Origin of the sequence: Polaromonas sp., assembly GCF_035638815.1 — a bacterium.
GTDB lineage: Bacteria > Pseudomonadota > Gammaproteobacteria > Burkholderiales > Burkholderiaceae_C > Polaromonas.
Genome location: NZ_DASQZG010000029.1, coordinates 50,344 through 67,699, shown reverse-complemented (window position 1 = coordinate 67,699; position 17,356 = coordinate 50,344). Strand labels below are relative to the sequence as shown.

Annotated in this window: 16 protein-coding genes and 1 tRNA gene; 5 read left to right on the top strand and 12 right to left on the bottom strand. The window is 59.2% G+C overall.

The annotated features are described in order from the left end of the window. The first annotated feature begins 11 nt into the window (after nucleotides 1–11). The 3 genes from prmB to VE934_RS17325 all read left to right on the top strand — a co-directional run bounded on the left by prmB (nucleotide 12) and on the right by VE934_RS17325 (nucleotide 3,802). Nucleotides 12–887, top strand: coding sequence for a 50S ribosomal protein L3 N(5)-glutamine methyltransferase (gene prmB, locus VE934_RS17335; RefSeq protein WP_324889923.1), 876 nt, complete (start codon nucleotides 12–14; stop codon nucleotides 885–887). 319 nt (nucleotides 888–1,206) lie between these two features. Beyond that, nucleotides 1,207–3,234 carry an ABC-F family ATP-binding cassette domain-containing protein gene (locus tag VE934_RS17330; RefSeq protein WP_324889845.1) on the top strand — a complete coding sequence of 676 codons (2,028 nt, stop codon included), beginning with the start codon at nucleotides 1,207–1,209 and terminating at the stop codon, nucleotides 3,232–3,234. A gap of 64 nt (nucleotides 3,235–3,298) precedes the next feature. After that, a complete protein-coding gene (locus VE934_RS17325) occupies nucleotides 3,299–3,802 on the top strand; it encodes a hypothetical protein (RefSeq protein WP_324889843.1) in 504 nt (167 codons plus the stop codon). 33 nt (nucleotides 3,803–3,835) lie between these two features. Here the strand turns inward: VE934_RS17325 and VE934_RS17320 are convergent, their stop codons facing one another. The 8 genes from VE934_RS17320 to VE934_RS17285 form a co-directional block, all read right to left on the bottom strand. Beyond that, nucleotides 3,836–4,255: a BLUF domain-containing protein gene (locus VE934_RS17320; RefSeq protein WP_324889841.1), complete on the bottom strand. Its 420-nt coding sequence runs from the start codon at nucleotides 4,253–4,255 to the stop codon at nucleotides 3,836–3,838. A gap of 253 nt (nucleotides 4,256–4,508) precedes the next feature. Next, nucleotides 4,509–4,584, bottom strand: a tRNA-Lys gene (locus VE934_RS17315). Nucleotides 4,585–4,675: 91 nt separating this feature from the next. Continuing rightward, entirely contained in the window at nucleotides 4,676–5,548 is an 873-nt protein-coding gene (locus tag VE934_RS17310; protein ID WP_324889839.1) for a tRNA threonylcarbamoyladenosine dehydratase, read from the bottom strand. Beyond that, the gene (locus VE934_RS17305) at nucleotides 5,497–6,612 is read right to left on the bottom strand and encodes a YeeE/YedE family protein (RefSeq protein WP_324889837.1); all 1,116 of its coding nucleotides are present in this window, start codon (nucleotides 6,610–6,612) and stop codon (nucleotides 5,497–5,499) included. The genes VE934_RS17310 and VE934_RS17305 overlap by 52 nt, the downstream gene beginning before the upstream one ends. A 163-nt stretch (nucleotides 6,613–6,775) precedes the next feature. Further along, entirely contained in the window at nucleotides 6,776–7,555 is a 780-nt protein-coding gene (ybgF, locus tag VE934_RS17300) for a tol-pal system protein YbgF (protein ID WP_324889835.1), read from the bottom strand. A 9-nt stretch (nucleotides 7,556–7,564) separates the two neighbouring features. Then, nucleotides 7,565–8,098, bottom strand: coding sequence for a peptidoglycan-associated lipoprotein Pal (gene pal / locus VE934_RS17295; RefSeq protein ID WP_324889833.1), 534 nt, complete (start codon nucleotides 8,096–8,098; stop codon nucleotides 7,565–7,567). Nucleotides 8,099–8,146: 48 nt separating this feature from the next. After that, nucleotides 8,147–9,457 carry a Tol-Pal system beta propeller repeat protein TolB gene (gene tolB, locus VE934_RS17290; RefSeq protein WP_324889831.1) on the bottom strand — a complete coding sequence of 437 codons (1,311 nt, stop codon included), beginning with the start codon at nucleotides 9,455–9,457 and terminating at the stop codon, nucleotides 8,147–8,149. After that, nucleotides 9,438–10,202 carry a glycosyltransferase family 2 protein gene (locus VE934_RS17285; protein WP_324889829.1) on the bottom strand — a complete coding sequence of 255 codons (765 nt, stop codon included), beginning with the start codon at nucleotides 10,200–10,202 and terminating at the stop codon, nucleotides 9,438–9,440. The genes tolB and VE934_RS17285 overlap by 20 nt, the downstream gene beginning before the upstream one ends. Before the next feature lie 168 nt (nucleotides 10,203–10,370). Here VE934_RS17285 and msbA point away from each other — a divergent pair, with 168 nt between their 5' ends. Both msbA and VE934_RS17275 read left to right on the top strand, forming a co-directional pair. Continuing rightward, a complete protein-coding gene (gene msbA / locus VE934_RS17280) occupies nucleotides 10,371–12,185 on the top strand; it encodes a lipid A export permease/ATP-binding protein MsbA (RefSeq protein WP_414693874.1) in 1,815 nt (604 codons plus the stop codon). After that, nucleotides 12,182–13,051 (top strand): glycosyltransferase, encoded by an 870-nt coding sequence (locus VE934_RS17275; protein ID WP_324889827.1) that lies wholly within the window; start codon nucleotides 12,182–12,184, stop codon nucleotides 13,049–13,051. Before msbA ends, VE934_RS17275 begins: the two co-directional genes overlap by 4 nt. On the opposite strand, the gene VE934_RS17270 is transcribed toward VE934_RS17275, so the two are convergent. The 4 genes from VE934_RS17270 to VE934_RS17255 are packed head-to-tail and all read right to left on the bottom strand — an operon-like array spanning nucleotide 13,035 to nucleotide 17,038. Next, nucleotides 13,035–14,195, bottom strand: a complete 1,161-nt coding sequence (locus tag VE934_RS17270; protein ID WP_324889825.1) for a glycosyltransferase family 4 protein — start codon at nucleotides 14,193–14,195, stop codon at nucleotides 13,035–13,037. The genes VE934_RS17275 and VE934_RS17270 overlap by 17 nt on opposite strands. After that, complete coding sequence (locus tag VE934_RS17265; protein WP_324889823.1) at nucleotides 14,192–14,932, bottom strand: polysaccharide deacetylase family protein; 741 nt, start codon at nucleotides 14,930–14,932, stop codon at nucleotides 14,192–14,194. The genes VE934_RS17270 and VE934_RS17265 overlap by 4 nt, the downstream gene beginning before the upstream one ends. 15 nt (nucleotides 14,933–14,947) lie before the next feature. Then, on the bottom strand, nucleotides 14,948–16,420 hold the full coding sequence (gene rng, locus VE934_RS17260) for a ribonuclease G (RefSeq protein ID WP_324889821.1): 1,473 nt from the start codon (nucleotides 16,418–16,420) through the stop codon (nucleotides 14,948–14,950). A gap of 15 nt (nucleotides 16,421–16,435) precedes the next feature. Beyond that, nucleotides 16,436–17,038, bottom strand: a complete 603-nt coding sequence (locus VE934_RS17255) for a Maf family protein (RefSeq protein WP_324889819.1) — start codon at nucleotides 17,036–17,038, stop codon at nucleotides 16,436–16,438. Between the last annotated feature and the right edge of the window lie 318 nt (nucleotides 17,039–17,356).

Below are 17,356 nucleotides of genomic sequence, written 5' to 3'. Positions count from 1 at the left end.
GCGACGCGCAAGTGCAGACTGTTCTGGGTCTGGTCGAATACTGGGCAGACCGCCTGGAAGCTGCTGGCCTGACCCAGGCCGACGGCTTCGGCCAGGGCACCCTCACCGCGTTCGACGAGGCCGCCTGGCTGGTGCTGTGGCGACTTGGCTTGCCCCTGGACGAGCTGGATGAGGTGGAAAATCAGACTGTAGCCAGCGACGCCATTGCGCAGGTTGCTACTCTTTTGGAAGCACGCATCAGCACCCGCAAGCCCGCCGCCTACCTGACTCGGGAGGCCTGGCTGCAAGGCGTGCCCTTTTATGTCGATGAACGCGTGATCATTCCGCGCTCACTGATTGCCGAGTTGCTGGTCGACGAAAGCATAGACCCGTGGCTCAGCGAAGCAACGCACCGCGTGCTGGATCTGTGTACCGGCAACGGCAGCCTGGCGGTGCTTGCGGCCATGGCCTATCCGGACATCGCTGTCGACGCGGCCGACATCAGCTCGGATGCATTGGCGGTGGCGCGTATCAATGTGGACGTCCATGAGTTGCAGGACCGCATCACGCTGATTGAATCTGATGGTCTGACTGCCTGCCCCGGGCCCTATGACCTGATTTTGTGCAATCCGCCCTATGTCAACGCCAGCACCATGGCCGGTTTGCCACCTGAATTTCGTGCCGAACCGGCCCTGGCGCTGGCTGGTGGGGAAGACGGTATGGACTTCATCAGAAGTCTTTTTCTAAACGCAGCCCGCCATATGAGCGAAAATGCTGTTTTGGTGCTGGAAATCGGCAATGAGCGCAAGAACTTTGAACGCGCCTTTCCCGAGCTTGAACCCCTGTGGTTTGAAACCAGCGCAGGCGCTGACCAGGTTTTACTGCTTACGCGCCAGCAATTGGCCTGAAACCTGCGTCGCGGTCTTAGGGCCTGTTCACACTATTTATGCAAGATGCGTTGCGAGTCAAAAAGGTCATGCGCGAGGCGCAAAATGCAGCCGGGCTGAAGCCCGGCAAGGCTTTGCAACGCTGCGCATGGCCTTTTTGGCCGCAACCCGCAGGGAAGGTGGGTAAAACAACGCCACTCGTTGTTGCACTCCTAGCCCAGCCCACCAGGCTGAGCGTCGTCGCGCGCCTAGATTGGCGCTGTTTTATCCACCTTCGCACTTGCATAAATAGTGTGAGCAGGCCCTGTACTGCTTATTTTCCCGAGTTTGTCTGTTTTAAATGATTACCCTTAAAAACGTGGTGCTGCGTCGCGGCGCCAAAGTGATTCTCGACAGCGCGTCTGTCACCCTCAACCCTGGCGAAAAAATCGGCCTTGTGGGGCGTAATGGCGCGGGCAAATCTTCGCTGTTTGCCATGCTCAACGGCACCTTGCATGAAGACGGCGGCGAGTTCTACATTCCGCAGCAATGGCGCATGGCGCAGGTCGCTCAGGACATGCCAGAGACCGAACAAAGCGCCACCGACTATGTGATCGAGGGCGACGTGGTGCTCCTGGCTGCTCAAGCCGAGGTCACCGCCTCTGAAGAAAGCGGCGACGGCGACCGCATGGCGCACGCCTACATGGACCTTTATGATTCGGGCGCACACGACGCGCAGGCACGCGCGCAGGCGCTGATCCTGGGCCTGGGCTTCAAAGTCAGTGAACTCGACAACCCGGTCAATAGCTTTTCCGGCGGCTGGCGCATGCGTTTGCAATTGGCGCGCGCGCTGATGTGTCCGTCAGACCTCCTGCTGCTTGACGAACCGACAAACCATCTGGATTTGGACGCATTGGTCTGGCTGGAGGCCTGGCTGCAGCGCTATCAGGGCACCATGCTGGTCATCAGCCATGACCGCGAGTTTTTGGATGCGGTGACCGACGTCACCGTGCATATCGAACGCGCCAAGCTCACACGCTACGGCGGCAACTACAGCAAGTTTGAAGACCTGCGCGCCGAACAAATGGCGCTGCAACAAGGCGCATTCAACAAGCAGCAGGACAAGATTGCTCACCTGCAGAAGTTCATTGCGCGCTTCAAGGCCAAGGCCAGCAAAGCCAAGCAGGCGCAAAGCCGGGTCAAGGCGCTGGACCGGATGGAGAAAATTGCGCCCCTTCTGGCAGAGGCCGACTTCACCTTTGAATTCAAGGAACCGGCCAACCTGCCCAACCCGATGTTGTCGATGCAGAACGCATTTTTTGGCTACCCCGCGCCAGAAGACGCGCCCGAAGGCACACCGCCCATCGTCATCGTGCAAAACGTCAGCAAGTCGGTGCTGGCCGGTCAGCGCATCGGAATTCTGGGCGCCAACGGTCAGGGTAAATCGACCCTGGTCAAAACCGTTGCCCGCGCCCTCGCCCCCATCAGTGGCGACATGACCGAAGGCAAGGGCCTGAACATTGGTTACTTCGCCCAGCAAGAGCTCGACGTTCTTCGCCCGGCGGACAACCCGCTTGAGCACATGATTCGTCTGGTCAAGGAAATGACGGCCGCCGGCAAGCTGGGCAGCCAGCCCACGCGCGAACAGGATTTGCGCAGCTTTCTGGGTAACTTCAACTTCGGCGGCGACATGGTCAAGCAGGCCGTGGGCAGCATGAGCGGTGGCGAAAAAGCCCGCCTGGTGCTGTGCATGATCGTCTGGCAGCGCCCCAACCTCTTGCTGCTCGATGAGCCAACCAATCACCTGGACCTGGCGACGCGCGAGGCGCTGTCCATGGCCCTTAACGAGTTTGAAGGCACCGTCATGCTGGTGAGCCACGACCGCGCACTGCTGCGCGCGGTGTGTGACGAGTTCTGGATGGTCTCGCGTGGCGGCGTCGCACCGTTCGACGGCGACCTGGACGACTACCAGCGTTATCTGCTGGACGAAGCCAAGCGCCAGCGCGAAGAAGCCAAAAAATCGAACAATGCCGCCACCTCAGGTGTTTCCGCTTCTGCTACCAAAACAATAGCTACTCCCGCCGTGTCTGCTGGGCCAACGGCCAGTTTGGATGCCAAAAAGCCAGGCAACAAGAAAGAAGACGCCCTGAAGCGCCAGCAGCAATCAGATACCACCAAACCACTGCGCAAAGAGCTGGAAAAGACGGACCAGCAGATGCAGGCTTTGACTGCCGAGCGCGACACTTTGCAGGCAGCACTAACGGCAACGTCCACACCGGCAGAAATGGCCCAATCCGGCAAGCGCCTGAAGGCCATAGACGCTGAACTGGGCGCGCTGGAAGAACGCTGGCTGGAGTTGACCGAACAGATTGAAACCGCAACGGCCTGAAAAAGCCCGCAAGCCTGGATCTGCGCCTCTACCGCGCCCGGTCAATTGGCGCTAGAGTGTCTTCATGCCCTCTGCACTGAACCTTGCCGCCCACGACGCCGCTTTGACCGCGGCTGTCACCCGCAGCCGCAAACTGCTCAACAAGCGTGCCATGGTGGCCGCTGCCGCCAGCGCCGTCCCGGTGCCTGGTCTGGACTGGGCAGTTGACGCGGCCATGCTGTCCAAACTGATTCCCGAAATCAACAAAGAGTTTGGCCTGACCCCCGAACAACTCGACAAGCTCGACCCCAAAAAGCGCGACCAGGTTCAAAAAGCCGTGACCATGGTTGGTTCGGTGCTGATCGGCAAACTCATCAGCCGCGACCTGGTGATCAAGGCTGCCACCAAAATCGGTATGCGCCTGACCACCAAACAACTGGCCAAGTACGTGCCCTTTGCGGGGCAGATTGTTTCAGCAGCCGTCGGTTATGCCGCTATCCGCTATTTGGGCGAGGAGCACATGAAGGACTGCATACGTGTCGCCAAACAGGCGCACCTTGAGGTGCCTCTGCTGGGTTACACAGCCTGAGAAGCGCCACCCGCCCGCCCTACCGGAGCAGGTTCACGGAACAGCCTGCAGACGGGAAAAAAACAGGTTCATGAGGTTTCCAAATGCCTCGGGCGGAACAGTTTCCTTGCGGTGCGCGTCGAGCTCGGCGATATGTGCCAGTTCCACTGGAAGCGCCTGCAGCGCGGCCATGGACACGCCCTCGAACAAACGCTCGACGGCAGTGGTGATGTAGACAACCCGGCAATTACGGTGCCGCTCGTCGCTCATGACCTGCACATATTTTTTGAGAACCCCACCCTCGGGCCCCTCAAGTACCTGCGCAAACACGCCGCCTCCGAAAACGAGCATTCCGGTGATGCCGAGCGGCGGATTGTTCTTTCCGGCGCTCTTGAGAATCGCCGTGACGGCTTCTTCGCCAAGGCCTTCAGTTGCGTCACTGATGTAGAGGAGCCTGATGATGGGAGTGTGCATGGTTGGTCATGCGATATACCGCAGCGTCATTGAGCGGTTTCTGAGCATGCGCCTTTCGGCTCTGATTTTGCACCGGGTTGCGCCGCCCCGGGTTCGCTGTTTTCCCCAGTTGCGTCCGCGTCCGCAAAACGCACTAACGCTCCCTGTGGAGCGCGCCAAAATAACGCGACGGTATGGGTGGTGGCTGGTTTCGATTTTTCGAGCCCGCCAAAAGAAAAAGCGCCTGACTTTTCAGTCAGGCGCTTTCAATATCTGGTGGGGCCTGCGGGGGTCGAACCCACGACAAACGGATTAAAAGTCCGCTGCTCTACCAACTGAGCTAAGGCCCCAAGGTTGCATCTTGCGATGCTCCCGGGTTTTTGCTGCATCGTGTGCAGCAAAGCCTTGAATTATAGCGTTATTTTTTACCCCTCCGCAAACTCACTTTGCAATTTTATCGAGAACCCATCCTGCCGCACACAGGCCGAAGGTCGAGGTCACACTGACGACAGATCCGTAGCCGTGACAGTTCAGGCTTCCATCACTCTGTGCGTCCATGTTCGCGTCGTTCTGCACATTGCAGGCAAGCTGCTCATCGCTCTGATTTGACGCATCGGATTGCCCGGCAGCCACGGCTGCGGGTTGCATCACCGCCTCGCGGCTGAATACGCAAGCCACACCGATTTTTCCCTTGCGCGCTGCGCTGTGCTCTCTGCGCAGGCGATAACGCAGTTGCGCAAGCAAGGGGTCGTGCGTGACCAGCGCCAGGTCTTCAATATCGACCTTGTGCGCATGACGTTTGCCGCCCGCTGCGCCAACGCTGATGAAATTGATGTTGTGTTGAACAGCCCAGGCAGCCATCGTCGTTTTGGCCCGCACCTGATCGCAGGCATCAATCACAGAGACCTCGCCATCAAGCCCTGCAATGACGGGCCAATTAGCGGCGTCTACAAACTCTTCTACACAGCGCACATCACACGCGGGGTTGATGTGCGCTATGCGCTCACGCATGGCTTGCACCTTGGCCTGTCCCAAGGTCGTGTCCAGCGCATGGACCTGGCGGTTGATATTGGATTCAGCGACGTGGTCCAGATCAATCAAGGTCAGCCGCGGCACGCCACTGCGCGCCAGGGCTTCAGCCGCCCACGAGCCAACGCCACCCAGGCCAACCACCACGACATGGGCCGAACGAATTCTTTGTGCGCCTGCAGCGCCGTAAAGCCGCGCCAGACCACCGAAGCGGCGCTCCAGATCGGCATCCACTAAGCGGCTTTCTCTAACCGCCAGATCTGGTAGCGAACACCCGCGATGCATCCCACAATGATGGCCGCCACCGCCACAAAACTAGTCGCACTCAAAGTGGAGATGCCGGAGAGTCCCTGCCCGATGGTGCAACCCATGGCGGCCACCCCACCTACCCCCATAAGCACCGCGCCAGCCAGATGATTGCCCGTGTCCTCTGCGTCACGAAAGCCTTCCCAGCGGAAACTGCGCGTCAGCAGAGAGTAAAGAGCAGAACCCACCACAACGCCAAACACGGCGACGATGCCAATCGTGAGCAGCTTGGCCTTGTCGCTGAAAAACATGAGCCAGTCCAGGGTGTAAGCCATGGGAGACACAAAGCTCAGCGCTTCCATGCGGCCTGAATTGGTTGCCAGAAAGGCCTCCTGCAAGGTGTCAGGGTGCTCGGCAATGTAGCCCAGCCTGCCGCTGACCCACCACATGGCGGCGATCACCGCGCCTATGCCGAGGCCTGCCAGCAGATTGTCAAAACGCCGAAAGTCAGGTCCGACAAGCGCCCAGACGATAAGCCCACCACCAAGCATGAGGGCAATCACCAGGCCGGCCATGGCGGGAGAGGTGGCAGCCATACCTGCCGCCCAGTTGGACAAAGCGGCATTGCTGGTGAAGTCGATGGCCACGCGGTCTACTGTGGCAACACGCACCACTGCAGTAATGCCTTTAAGCGTCGCAAACGCCGCAACGCCCATGACCAGAAACACCACCAATGACTTGAGGTTTCCGCCCCCGATGCGCACCAGCGTCTTGCTGCCGCAGCCTGACGCCAGCACCATGCCAAAGCCAAACATCAGTCCGCCGACCAGTGCGGACAGCCAGATGAAACGGTTTGATGCGTAGAGCGTCTTTGAAGGGTCAATCACTCCAGCTGCGGCCATGCCGTAAAAGCCGATCATCGCCACGCCTATGGCCATGCCCCACATGCGCATGCGGGTCCAGTCACCCATGTTGATAACGTCGCTTACTGCGCCCATGGTGCAAAAGTGTGTGCGCTGCGCAATGGCGCCAAACACTGCGGCAAGGATGAAGGCCGCCCAGAGAACCTGGGTGGTGAGTGCATTGAGTTGGGAGATGTCCATCCCCTGATTTTAGGGCTGTCTATCGTGGATGCCTCGCACACCCACTCGCCCCCCCTTTCCCCCATCCAGTTCAGCCGGGGCCGCGGATCTGGCTTCGCCAGTCTGCAGGCGCAGCGGCCCCCTCGGGGGGCAGGACGCTACGCGAAGCGAGCAACCGTGGGGGCTATTTCAACTTGCTCAGTCGCTCTTTAGCCACCGATGCAGCTTCTGACTGTGGATAGGCTTTCACCAGGTCTTCAAGCGTCTTGCGAGCCGATTTGACGTCCTTGAGTTCGACCTGACAGTTGGCAATGGCCAGCACCGCCTCGGGGGCGCGCACATGCTCTGGGTCCGCTGCCACCAATGCGCGGAAGTTGACAACCGCATCCCGGTAGTTGCGCAGAGCGTACTGGGCATTGCCGAGCCAGAACAAGGCCATCGGCTTGTAGCCGGTTTGCGGATAACGCTTGAGAAAATTGGCAAAAGAAGTCTGGGCAGGCGCAAACTCGCCTTTGCGCAAAACCGCCAGTGCCGCTTCAAACTCCTGCTTTTCAGCAGGGTCGGCTACAAACTCTTTCCCGTCAACCGTCACCTTGGACGGCTCAAACTTGCTCAACCGGTCGTTCACCCCTTGAGAAAGGTCTTTCTGTCGGCGCTGAATTTCGGCCAGTTCCCGCGCCATCAGCTCCTCTTGTCCGCGGATTTTGGCCATTTCGGTACGCAGGGTGTCAATCTGGCCGGATAAATCAAGAAGACTGCGGCGCAGTTGTGCGTTGTCTTCATTGGCCTTGCGCAGCTCTTCTGTCGTACGTTGCTGGGATAAATCTAGCCGCTGACGTATGTCCAGAATGGCTTTGCGGGCTTCATCGTCCTCAAACAGGCCGGCGCTGGCACCGAACGGCAACACCAGGGCCAACGTGCAACCCGCAGCAAGCAGAACGTTTCGCAGGGATTTCAACACCATCGCTCCAGCTTAACGGTAAAAAATCTCGGCGCGGCGATTTTTGGCATAGGCCTCTTCGTCGGAGCCGGCGGCCGCTGGTTTTTCCTTGCCAAAGCTCACGGCCTCAACCTGAGCGTCAGTGACGCCGAGCAAGCCCATGGCGCGGCGTACGGCTTCAGCACGCTTTTGTCCCAGGGCGAGGTTGTATTCGCGTCCACCACGCTCATCGGTGTGGCCTTCAATGGCCATCTTACGGGTCTTGTTGGCGCCGAGGAAGCGCGCATGGGCCTCAACGGTGCCCTGGAACTCTGGTTTGATGACGAAGCTGTCGTAGTCGAAGTAAATGACCTTGGCAGTCCCGATCGGGCCAGCGGCAGAAAGGTCAGACGCGCCAATCTGCACCGGTGCCACGCGGCTGGCGGCGGCATTGGGATCTGTTGCGGTACTGGCCGTGGGCGTTCTGTTTTCGACAGGAACATCGTTGAGTTTGACGTTGGAGCCGCAACCCACCAAGGCGGCGGTCAGGGCGAGGGTGCTTGCTAACGAGATCAGGATGCGTTTCATAAATACCTTCGATAAAAATAATAGGGGTCAGTAATCAGATTGAATGGTTTACCTAGAAAAAGGTCCCCAGTCAGGCTCACGAATGTCTCCAACAGCTCCCGTCAGTCTGGCCTTGATCTTGCCGTCCAGAGTGGTGGTGAGCAGGGCTTCTTTACCCTGCTGCTGCGTGGCGTAAACGATCAGGCGGCTGTTTGGCGCAAAACTCGGGCTTTCGTCGGCACTGGTATCGGTGATGGCGACTGAAGTGCCCTTGCCAAGCTCCATCAGATGCAACTTGAACGCGCCGCCTATGCGGGAAATATAGGCCAGCCAGCGGCCGTCCGGGCTGACCGCGGGCGATATGTTGTAACTCCCCGTAAAGGTCACACGCTCCGGATTGCCCCCACCTGCTCCCATGCGGTAAACCTGTGGCGAGCCGCCGCGGTCACTGACAAAGTAAATGAATTTTCCGTCTGGGGAAAAAGCCGGTTCGGTGTCGATGCTGGATGACTGTGTCAGCCGTCGCGGCTCCCCCCCTGCAGCGGAAATGGCGTAAAGCTGGGAGCCACCGTCACGGCTCAATGTTGCAACCAGCTGGTTGCCATCAGGCGCCCAGGTCGGTGCGCTGTTGGAACCGCGAAAATTGGCCAGCAAGCGGCGTTTGCCGCCCGCCACATCGTGGGCATAAATGACTGGCTTGCGCGATTCAAATGACACGTAGGCCAGCTGCGAGCCATTGGGCGACCACGATGGCGAGATAATCGGCTCGGGGCTGGCCAGCGCCGACTGTGCACCCTCTCCGTCGGAATCAGCCACCCACAAGTTGTAGCGGTGGGCGGCTTTCGTCACATAGGCAATACGAGTGGAAAAAATTCCCTTCTCGCCGGTGAGCTTTTCGTAAACGAAGTCGGCAATGCGGTGCGCGGACAAACGCAAATCGCCCTGGGGCACCACAAAACTCTGCCCACCCAGATCCTGCCCCCGGACCACGTCCCACAGCCGGCATCGCACGTCAAAACGGCCGTCGGCCAGTCGTGTGGTGCTCCCGGTCAGCAGGGAGTCGGCTGCGCGCTGGCGCCAGATCGAGAGATCGGGTCTTGCGCTTTCGTCCAGGTTGGCCCCGCTCGCGTCAACCGCCCGGAACTGCCCGCTGCGCTCCAGATCAGCCTGCACAATGGCGGCGATTTTCTGTGGCGCTTGAGCGTCGCCTTTGAAGGTGGCAATAGCAATCGGCAGCTGGGTCAGACCTACGCCGGAGACCTCTACCCGGAACTGCGCCCATGTTGGTAATGCCGCAAAGGTGCCAAGGCCGGCTATAAAAGTGCGGCGCTTCGCCAACAGAAATTGCTGCGCGGAAAGGTCAGGTTTTTTTGGATGCATCTTGCTGGTTTAAACAATACAAAGTGAAGTATTTGCCAAAAGCGGCTTGGGCCTGCATGGCGCACACGGCAAAGCCCATGCTGCCATCAAGGATGCCAAGCCGAAAGACATAACTCTTGACAAAGGCCATCAGGCCGGATATTACCGCCCGGGGCATGGAGCTGGTCTTGCCGCGCGCATGCGACTGCTGGGCCCAGGCCATGCTGTACTGCTCCAGCTTGCGCCAGTAATGGGCAGGGGTTGGGTAGCTGTAGTGCAGGATCCGGGATTTAAGTTGAAACAGGGTGCCGGACTTCAGGATCACGCGCTCATGAACCAGGTCCGCACTGAATTCAGCCTGCCCGCGGCGAAACAGCCGCAAGACACGGTCGGGCGTCCAGCCGCAGTGGTGAATCCACTTTCCGCAAAACTGGGTCAGGCGGGGAATCTCAAACGCGTTGGCATCAGACATTTGCATGGCGGCCTGGATTTCTGCAGCCAGTTCGGGGGGAATACGTTCATCCGCATCAATGGACAGAATCCAGTCCTTCGTGGCCAGACTCAGAGCCAGATTTTTTTGTGGCCCATAACCCGGCCACACCGCCGTGTTGGTCACCTCGGCTCCAAAGGCCGTGGCAATCGCGCGCGTGTTGTCGGTGCTCGCACTATCAACAACCACCCATTGGTCGGCAAAACGGACGGACTCCAGGCATGCCTGCAAATTGGCCTCTTCGTTTTTGGTGATGATGATGACGGACAGGCTCATGGCGCTCAGGTGTGGTGGACGAGTCCCGACGGGACACCCGGTTTATAACCTGCTGCGCTCAAGCAGATATTGTGGGTGCCGGGCCCTCCCCTGTTTGTAGGAATTGGCCTTCAATTGTTCCACGATAATGCAGGGCAGCTTCCTGCGCATTTTCAACAAGGCTCTAGTTTGACGACGACTCCCACCGCCAGCCCGGATCCAGCGGCTGGCTTACCAGCACCCATAGGGCAGCGCCTGCGACGAATCTGGCCGTACTTCAGCCAGTCTCCCAGCGCCTGGGTCATCGCAGTCGGTGCAACGGTCGTGGCCTCTGCCACCGAGCCTTTGATACCCGCCCTGCTTCAGCCACTGCTGGACAAAGGTTTCGGCAAGGGAAACATAGACCTCTGGAAGGTGCCGGCGGCGCTTCTGTTGTTATTCGGCGTGCGCGGCTTCGCCGGGTTTCTGGCGCAAATTGCACTGGCCAAGGTGACCAACCTGGGCCTGCTGACGCTGCGCCGAGCCATGTTTAACAAACTGCTGAGCGCGCGGCTTGACCTGTTTTCAAACCAGTCCGCCAGCGCCCTGGCCAACACCGTGGTGTATGAGGTGCAAAGCGGCTCGTCCATGCTGGTCACTTCGGTTATGGGCCTTACGCGTGACAGCATGACACTCCTGGCTTTGTCAGGCTACCTGCTTTACCTGAACTGGAAGCTGACACTCATTGTCACCCTGCTGATTCCGGCGATTGCCTGGGTGATGCGTGTGTTGTCTACCCGGCTCTACCGCCTGACCCGAGCCAGCCAGGCCGCTACTGATTCACTGGCCTATGTGGTCGAAGAAAACGTCATGGCGCACCGCGACATCCGTCTGCATGCGGCACAGCCCGCGCAGGCAGAACGTTTTGCCCAGCTGAGCGACGCCCTGCGCCGCCTCTCGATGAAGTCGATCGCTGCATCGGCGGCCATGACTCCCACGACACAAATGCTGGCTGCAGTGGCCCTCTCGGCGGTGATTTCGATCGCGCTGCTCCAAAGCGCAACGGATGGCACGTCGGTCGGCTCCTTCGTGGCGTTTGTCACCGCCATGCTGATGCTGATTGCGCCCATCAAACATCTGTCTGAAGTGGCCAGCCCGATCACGCGCGGCCTGGCGGCCCTGGAGCGCGGGTTGGACCTGATGGAAAAAATACCTGATGAACTGGGCGGCTCATTCACCAAACCGCGAGCCGACGGCAACATCCGCTTCACTGACACCCGGGTGGCCTACGGCGACGGCAGCGCCTTGGCCGTTGATAACGTTAACCTGAACATTCTTCCGGGCGAAACCGTTGCGCTGGTAGGCGCTTCAGGCGCAGGCAAAACCACCCTGGTGAATTTGCTGCCGCGCTTTGTTGAGCCCACCTCGGGAACGATTGAACTCGACGGTCACGCGCTGCGTGATTGGAAGATCGACTCCCTGCGCAGCCAGTTTGCACTGGTGAGCCAGCACGTGGTGATGTTGAACGACACCGTGGCCGCCAATGTGGCGCTGGGCATGCCGCTTGATCGCGAGAAGGTGCTTGCGTGTTTGAAGGCCGCCAACCTGGCACGTTTTGTCGAAGACTTGCCGCGCGGCATTGACACCCTGACCGGACATAACGCCACCCAGCTGTCGGGTGGTCAGCGTCAACGTCTGGCCATCGCCAGAGCGCTCTACAAAGACGCACCGGTGCTGATCCTGGACGAAGCAACCTCGGCACTGGACACAGAGTCTGAACGCGCGGTGCAAGAGGCCTTGCTGCGCCTCATGCGCAATCGCACGACGCTGGTGATTGCGCACCGGCTCTCCACAGTTCAGCACGCCAGCCGCATCGTCGTCATGGACAGCGGACGTATCGTCGAAACCGGCACCCACACCGAACTGATTGAGCGCGGTGGCCCTTACTCGCGCCTGTACAAACTCGGTTTGTACGACGCCGATTTATCTTCAACCGCAGCCGCAACAGCCACGCAGGCCTCATGACAGCTTCCATCAGTGGTTTTACCTTTATCCGCAATGGCGTTGAGCTGGGCTTTCCGTTTGAGGCTTCGATCCGCTCCCTGCTGCCGCTGGTGGATGAGTTTGTGGTGGCCGTGGGCGAAGGGAGCGACGACACACTCGCCCGAGTCCTGGCGATAGGTGATCCGAAGATTCGCGTGATCGAGACACGCTGGAACGAACGCATGGCTGACCGCGGCTTTGTGTATGCCCAGCAGAAAATGATGGCGCAATACGCCTGCACCGGCGACTGGGCGTTTTACCTTGAAGGCGACGAAGTGGTGCATGAAGGTGAGCTGGCAGCCATACGCGCAAGCGTCGAGCGTCACCACGGCAACCCGGAAGTCGAAGCGCTGGTTTTTGACTACCACCACTTTTATGGCTCTGCGCAATGGGTGTCCATCAGCCCGGGCTGGTACCGACGCGAATGCCGGATGATTCGCAACACGATTCGCTCCTACGCGCCCGATGGCCAGTACTGGCTGGTCACCACAGAACACAAACGTCCACGTAATCCCAAGGCGGCGCTGGCCAACGCGCACATCTTTCACTACGGCTGGATCCGCCGCAACGAAGACATGCAGAAAAAGCTGGATCAGGTCAGCAAATACTGGGCGACTGCACCGCTACAGATTCAGTACAGCCAGTTTGATGCGCGGGCGCTGGAGCCTTTCACGGGAACCCACCCTGCAGCAGTGCAGGAATGGCTGAAAACTGGTGCTGAGCAGGAACTGCGCATAGACCCGGCCTACAAGCCCACATCCAAAGAAAACAAATACCACCTGATCCGGAAAATCGAGCTATTGACCGGACGCGACTTCAGTCGCAAGCATTTCAAGCTGGTCGCTTGAGCAGGGAGAGGTATACCGCTTCCTGCTGCTGTGCGATATCAGCCCACCGGTACTGGCTGGCAAATGTTCGGGCTTGTTGACCCAATTGCTGCCTCAGCGCGGCGTCCCCTGAAAGCTGATTAAGTACCAAGCCCATTTGCTGCGCATCTTGCGGATTCTCAAGAATGAACGCGTTCTGCCCGGGGCTTAGCAAACCTGAGATGCCGCAATAGGCCGCGCTGCTGACCACCACCGGCAGGCCGTGCGCCATGGCCTCCAGCACCACCATGGCAAAGGTGTCTTCCAGCGTCGGATGCACCAACATATTGGCGGCCCGGTAGGCAGACATCACGTCGGGCAGCGCGCCCAGAAAAAATACCCGTTTGCCGAGACCCGCTGCTTCCGCCTGCGTTTTATAAGCAGCGATATGTGAGGCGCTCCCAACCACGGCCAGAACCACATCATCGGGCAGGCTGGTCATGGCTTGCAGCAAGGTGTCCAGCCCCTTCTTCTTGTAGTCGTTGCCGACAAACAGCAGGCAGGGGCCAGCTTCGGGCAGACCCAGTTGCTGGCGGGCGGTGCTCTTGTCCAGGTCAGTGACCATATCCGGCAAATGCACGCCCGGGGTGATGACGCTGGTCGCGGCCGCCGATGCGGGATAGGTTGCTGCCATGGTCCCCTGCAAACTGGGTGAGGTCACCACCACCCGGCGCTCAGGCTGGCTTTTGAAACGCACGCGCTCCAGCCACAGATAGGCAAGCAGGCGCGGGCTGGTCAGCACCTTGACCCATCGCAACACGCGCGTGATGCCGGTTCGCCCGTGAAAGAGGTTGTGTTTGACCGGCAGAACATGCACGGTCTGAACCTGGCCGTGCCAGGTGTTCTCGTGTGAGTGAACGATGTCAAAACCGCTGCGAGTGGCTCGCCAGGTGGACCAGGCGTACCAGAGCTGGTTGATCCAGCGCGGCTTGCGCATTGGCATGCTCACCTTGTGATACGAGACGCCCGGAAAGTCATGTTTGATCTGCTGCGCAAACACATGCACCTCATGGCGCTGCGACAGGTGCTCGACCAGCGCAATAGAGTACCGCTCTGCCCCGCCGCCGGTGGTCTCAAAGACCCGGTTCAGCACCGCAATGCGAAGTCTGGGCGACGGCGAATTCATGTGCGCTTGCGGTCTTCGTATCCGGTTGCTACCTTGAGCCAGAAGACCGGCAGACTGGTGGAGCGCACCACAGGCACGCGCGGCAGTTCCATCAAATCGCCCTGCACCGCACTGCGCCCGCGCCGCGTCGTTGTGACGGTTTGAAAGCCAACCTGCCGCGCCATTGCCACATGTTCTGGTGCGTATTCGCCATAGGGATAACAAAAATGCTGCACCGGCGCGCCTAGCAGGCCCTGCAGCGCAGCCTTGTCCTGAGTCATTTCAGCCAGCGCGGTGGGCGCATCGCATTGCAACAGCCGCACGTGGTTCTGGGTGTGCGAGCCAACCTCCTGTCTACCCCTCACCCACTGGCGGAGTTGATCGGCGTTCATGAGCGGCACCTGCGCAATGCCAATGCCCTGGTCCCAGATATTGGTTTTGCCTAACAAACTGCTGACCGCATAACAGGTTGATGAAAACCCGTTGCGCTGCAAAACCGGGAGGGCATGGGTCAGGTTGTTCAGATACCCATCGTCAAACGTGATGCCGACGACCTTGCCTGTTTTTATTCCTTGGAGATAGGGGAGCAAACCACTCATGGACAGACCCTGATAACCGAGCAGTTTGAGCAAAGCCATCTGGCGTGCAAAAGACGCGGGTGCAACGTACAGCCCGCGAAACGGCGCGCCTTTGCGCGGAGCCTCGCTAATCTGGTGGTAGACCAGGATGGGAATTGACGGCTGGCTGACAGAGGGCATGAAAGTTGTTGCGCTTCAGAGCAGCACGATATCGTATTGCTCTTGCGCCATTGCGGCTTCGGATTGCAACAAGATCGGCTTGCCAATGAAGTCGCTGAGGCCGGCCAAATGATGGCTTTCCTCATCCAAAAACAACTCAATGACTTTGGGTGAAGCAATCACCCGGAACTCTTTGGGATTGAACTGCCGTGCCTCGCGCAGAATCTCGCGCAGGATGTCATAGCCAATGCTGCGCGCGGTCTTGACCACGCCTTTGCCCATGCAGGCACTGCAGGGCTCGCACAGCTGGTGGGCCAGCGATTCGCGGGTGCGCTTGCGCGTCATCTCCAGCAAGCCCAGGGCAGAAAAGCCGTTCACGCTGGTCTTGATGCGGTCGCGCCCCAACTGCTTTTGAAACTCAGCCAGCACCGCGTCGCGGTGGTTGTCCTTGACCATGTCTATGAAGTCAACGATCACAATGCCGCCCAGGTTGCGCAGCCGCAGTTGCCGCGCAATCGCCTGCGCGGCTTCCAGGTTGGTTTTGAAAATGGTGTCGTCAAAATTGCGCGCGCCAACAAAGCCGCCGGTGTTGACGTCCACTGTGGTCAGGGCTTCAGTCTGATCAATGATCAAGTAGCCGCCCGACTTCAGGTCCACGCGCCGGCCCAGCGCCTTGGCGATTTCCTCGTCGATGTTGAAAAGGTCAAAAATCGGCCGCTCGCCACTGTGCAGCTGCAGCCGTTGCAGCGTAGCGGGCATGAATTCAGTGGCGAAGGTTTTGAGCTTTTCAAATTGCTCGCGCGAATCGAGGCGTATGGTCTGCGTGTCCTCCACAACCATATCTCGCAGCACGCGCTGCAACAAGCTCAAGTCCTGGTGCAACACCGAGGTGGGCGGCAAGCGCAGCGCCGCTTCCTTGATGCGCTTCCAGGTCTTTCGCAGATAGGCGATGTCTTCACCCAACTCTGCGTCAGTGGCCTCTTCGCCATTGGTGCGCAGGATAAAACCGCCACCCATGTCGCCGGCAAGGGTCTGCAGGCGCCTGCGTAACTCTTCGCGCTGTGCTGGCGGGATTTTTTGCGACACGCCGATGTGGTTGTCCTGCGGAAGAAAAACCAGCAAGCGGCCGGCAATGCTGACCTGCGCGGTGAGCCTGGCTCCCTTCGTGCCTATCGGGTCCTTGAGAACCTGCACCATCATGGCCTGACCTTCAAACAACTGCTTTTCAATCGGTTGTGAAGGCACAGATCCGTTGTCAGCATCGGCATGCCGGTTGTTGATGCTGCTCATCAGGTCGGCGACATGCAAAAACGCAGCACGCTCCAGACCAATGTCGATAAAGGCCGATTGCATGCCCGGCAGCACCCTGACGACCTTGCCCAGGTAGACATTGCCAACCAGGCCGCGCTCCAGCGTACGTTCTACATGCAGCTCTTGCACCGCGCCGTGTTCCACCACGGCCACACGCGTTTCCTGGGGCGACCAGTTGATCAAAATGTCTTGTTGCATGTTTTGTCTCGGGAACTAAATTTTCAGGCCAGCAGCCCTGAGTAAAAGCGCCGTCTCGTGTAGAGGCAAACCCATGATGCCAGAGTAGCTGCCGCTGATATGCGACACAAACATCGCCACCCTGCCCTGTATCGCATAGGCACCAGCCTTGCCCAGAGGCTCTCCTGATGCCACGTAGGCTGCTATCTCCGACCTGCTCATGGGGGCAAAGGTGACGCGCGACACACTCAATGCCTGCACGCGTTTGCGGCCGTACTGCACGGCTACGGAAGTCAACACCCGGTGCGTGCTGCCTGCCAGTTCGGCCAGCATGCGCTGAGCATCGGCGGCATCTTCTGGCTTGCCGTAAATGCGGCGACCCTTGGCCACGGTGGTGTCCGAGCAAAGAATCGGCGCGTTTGGCAAGTCCCGTAGCTTCAATCGTGCCGCTGCTGCGTCTAGCTTTAGCCCGGTGACGCGCCGGACATAAGTGGTAGGCGCCTCTTTGATATGCACGGCTTCCAGCGCTTCGCTGTCTTCAGAGGCATCTGGCAGCAGCAACTGGCAATCCACACTGAGCTGTTCAAGCAGTTGGCGGCGGCGCGGGCTTTGGGAGGCGAGGTATATGAATTCAGGCATGAGAAAGGATCAATCTGGTCAGGTTGTCATCCCGGCCTCCGAGCCGGGATCCATGGTGGCTATCCCGTGACCTCACTTCTTGCGAAGCATGGATCCCCGATCGAGTCGGGGATGACACCCTTTTCATCATTCTCTGTGATACGGATGGTTCACCGTGATGCTCCAAGCACACTAGAGCTGCTCGATCAGCAGCACACTCACGCAGGCTGTCATCCCGGCCACCGAGCCGGGATCCATCTTGGCGAGCTCCTGACATCACTTTTTGCAAGGCATGGATCCCGGATCTAGTTCGGTATGACGCTTTTATTGTCATCATTC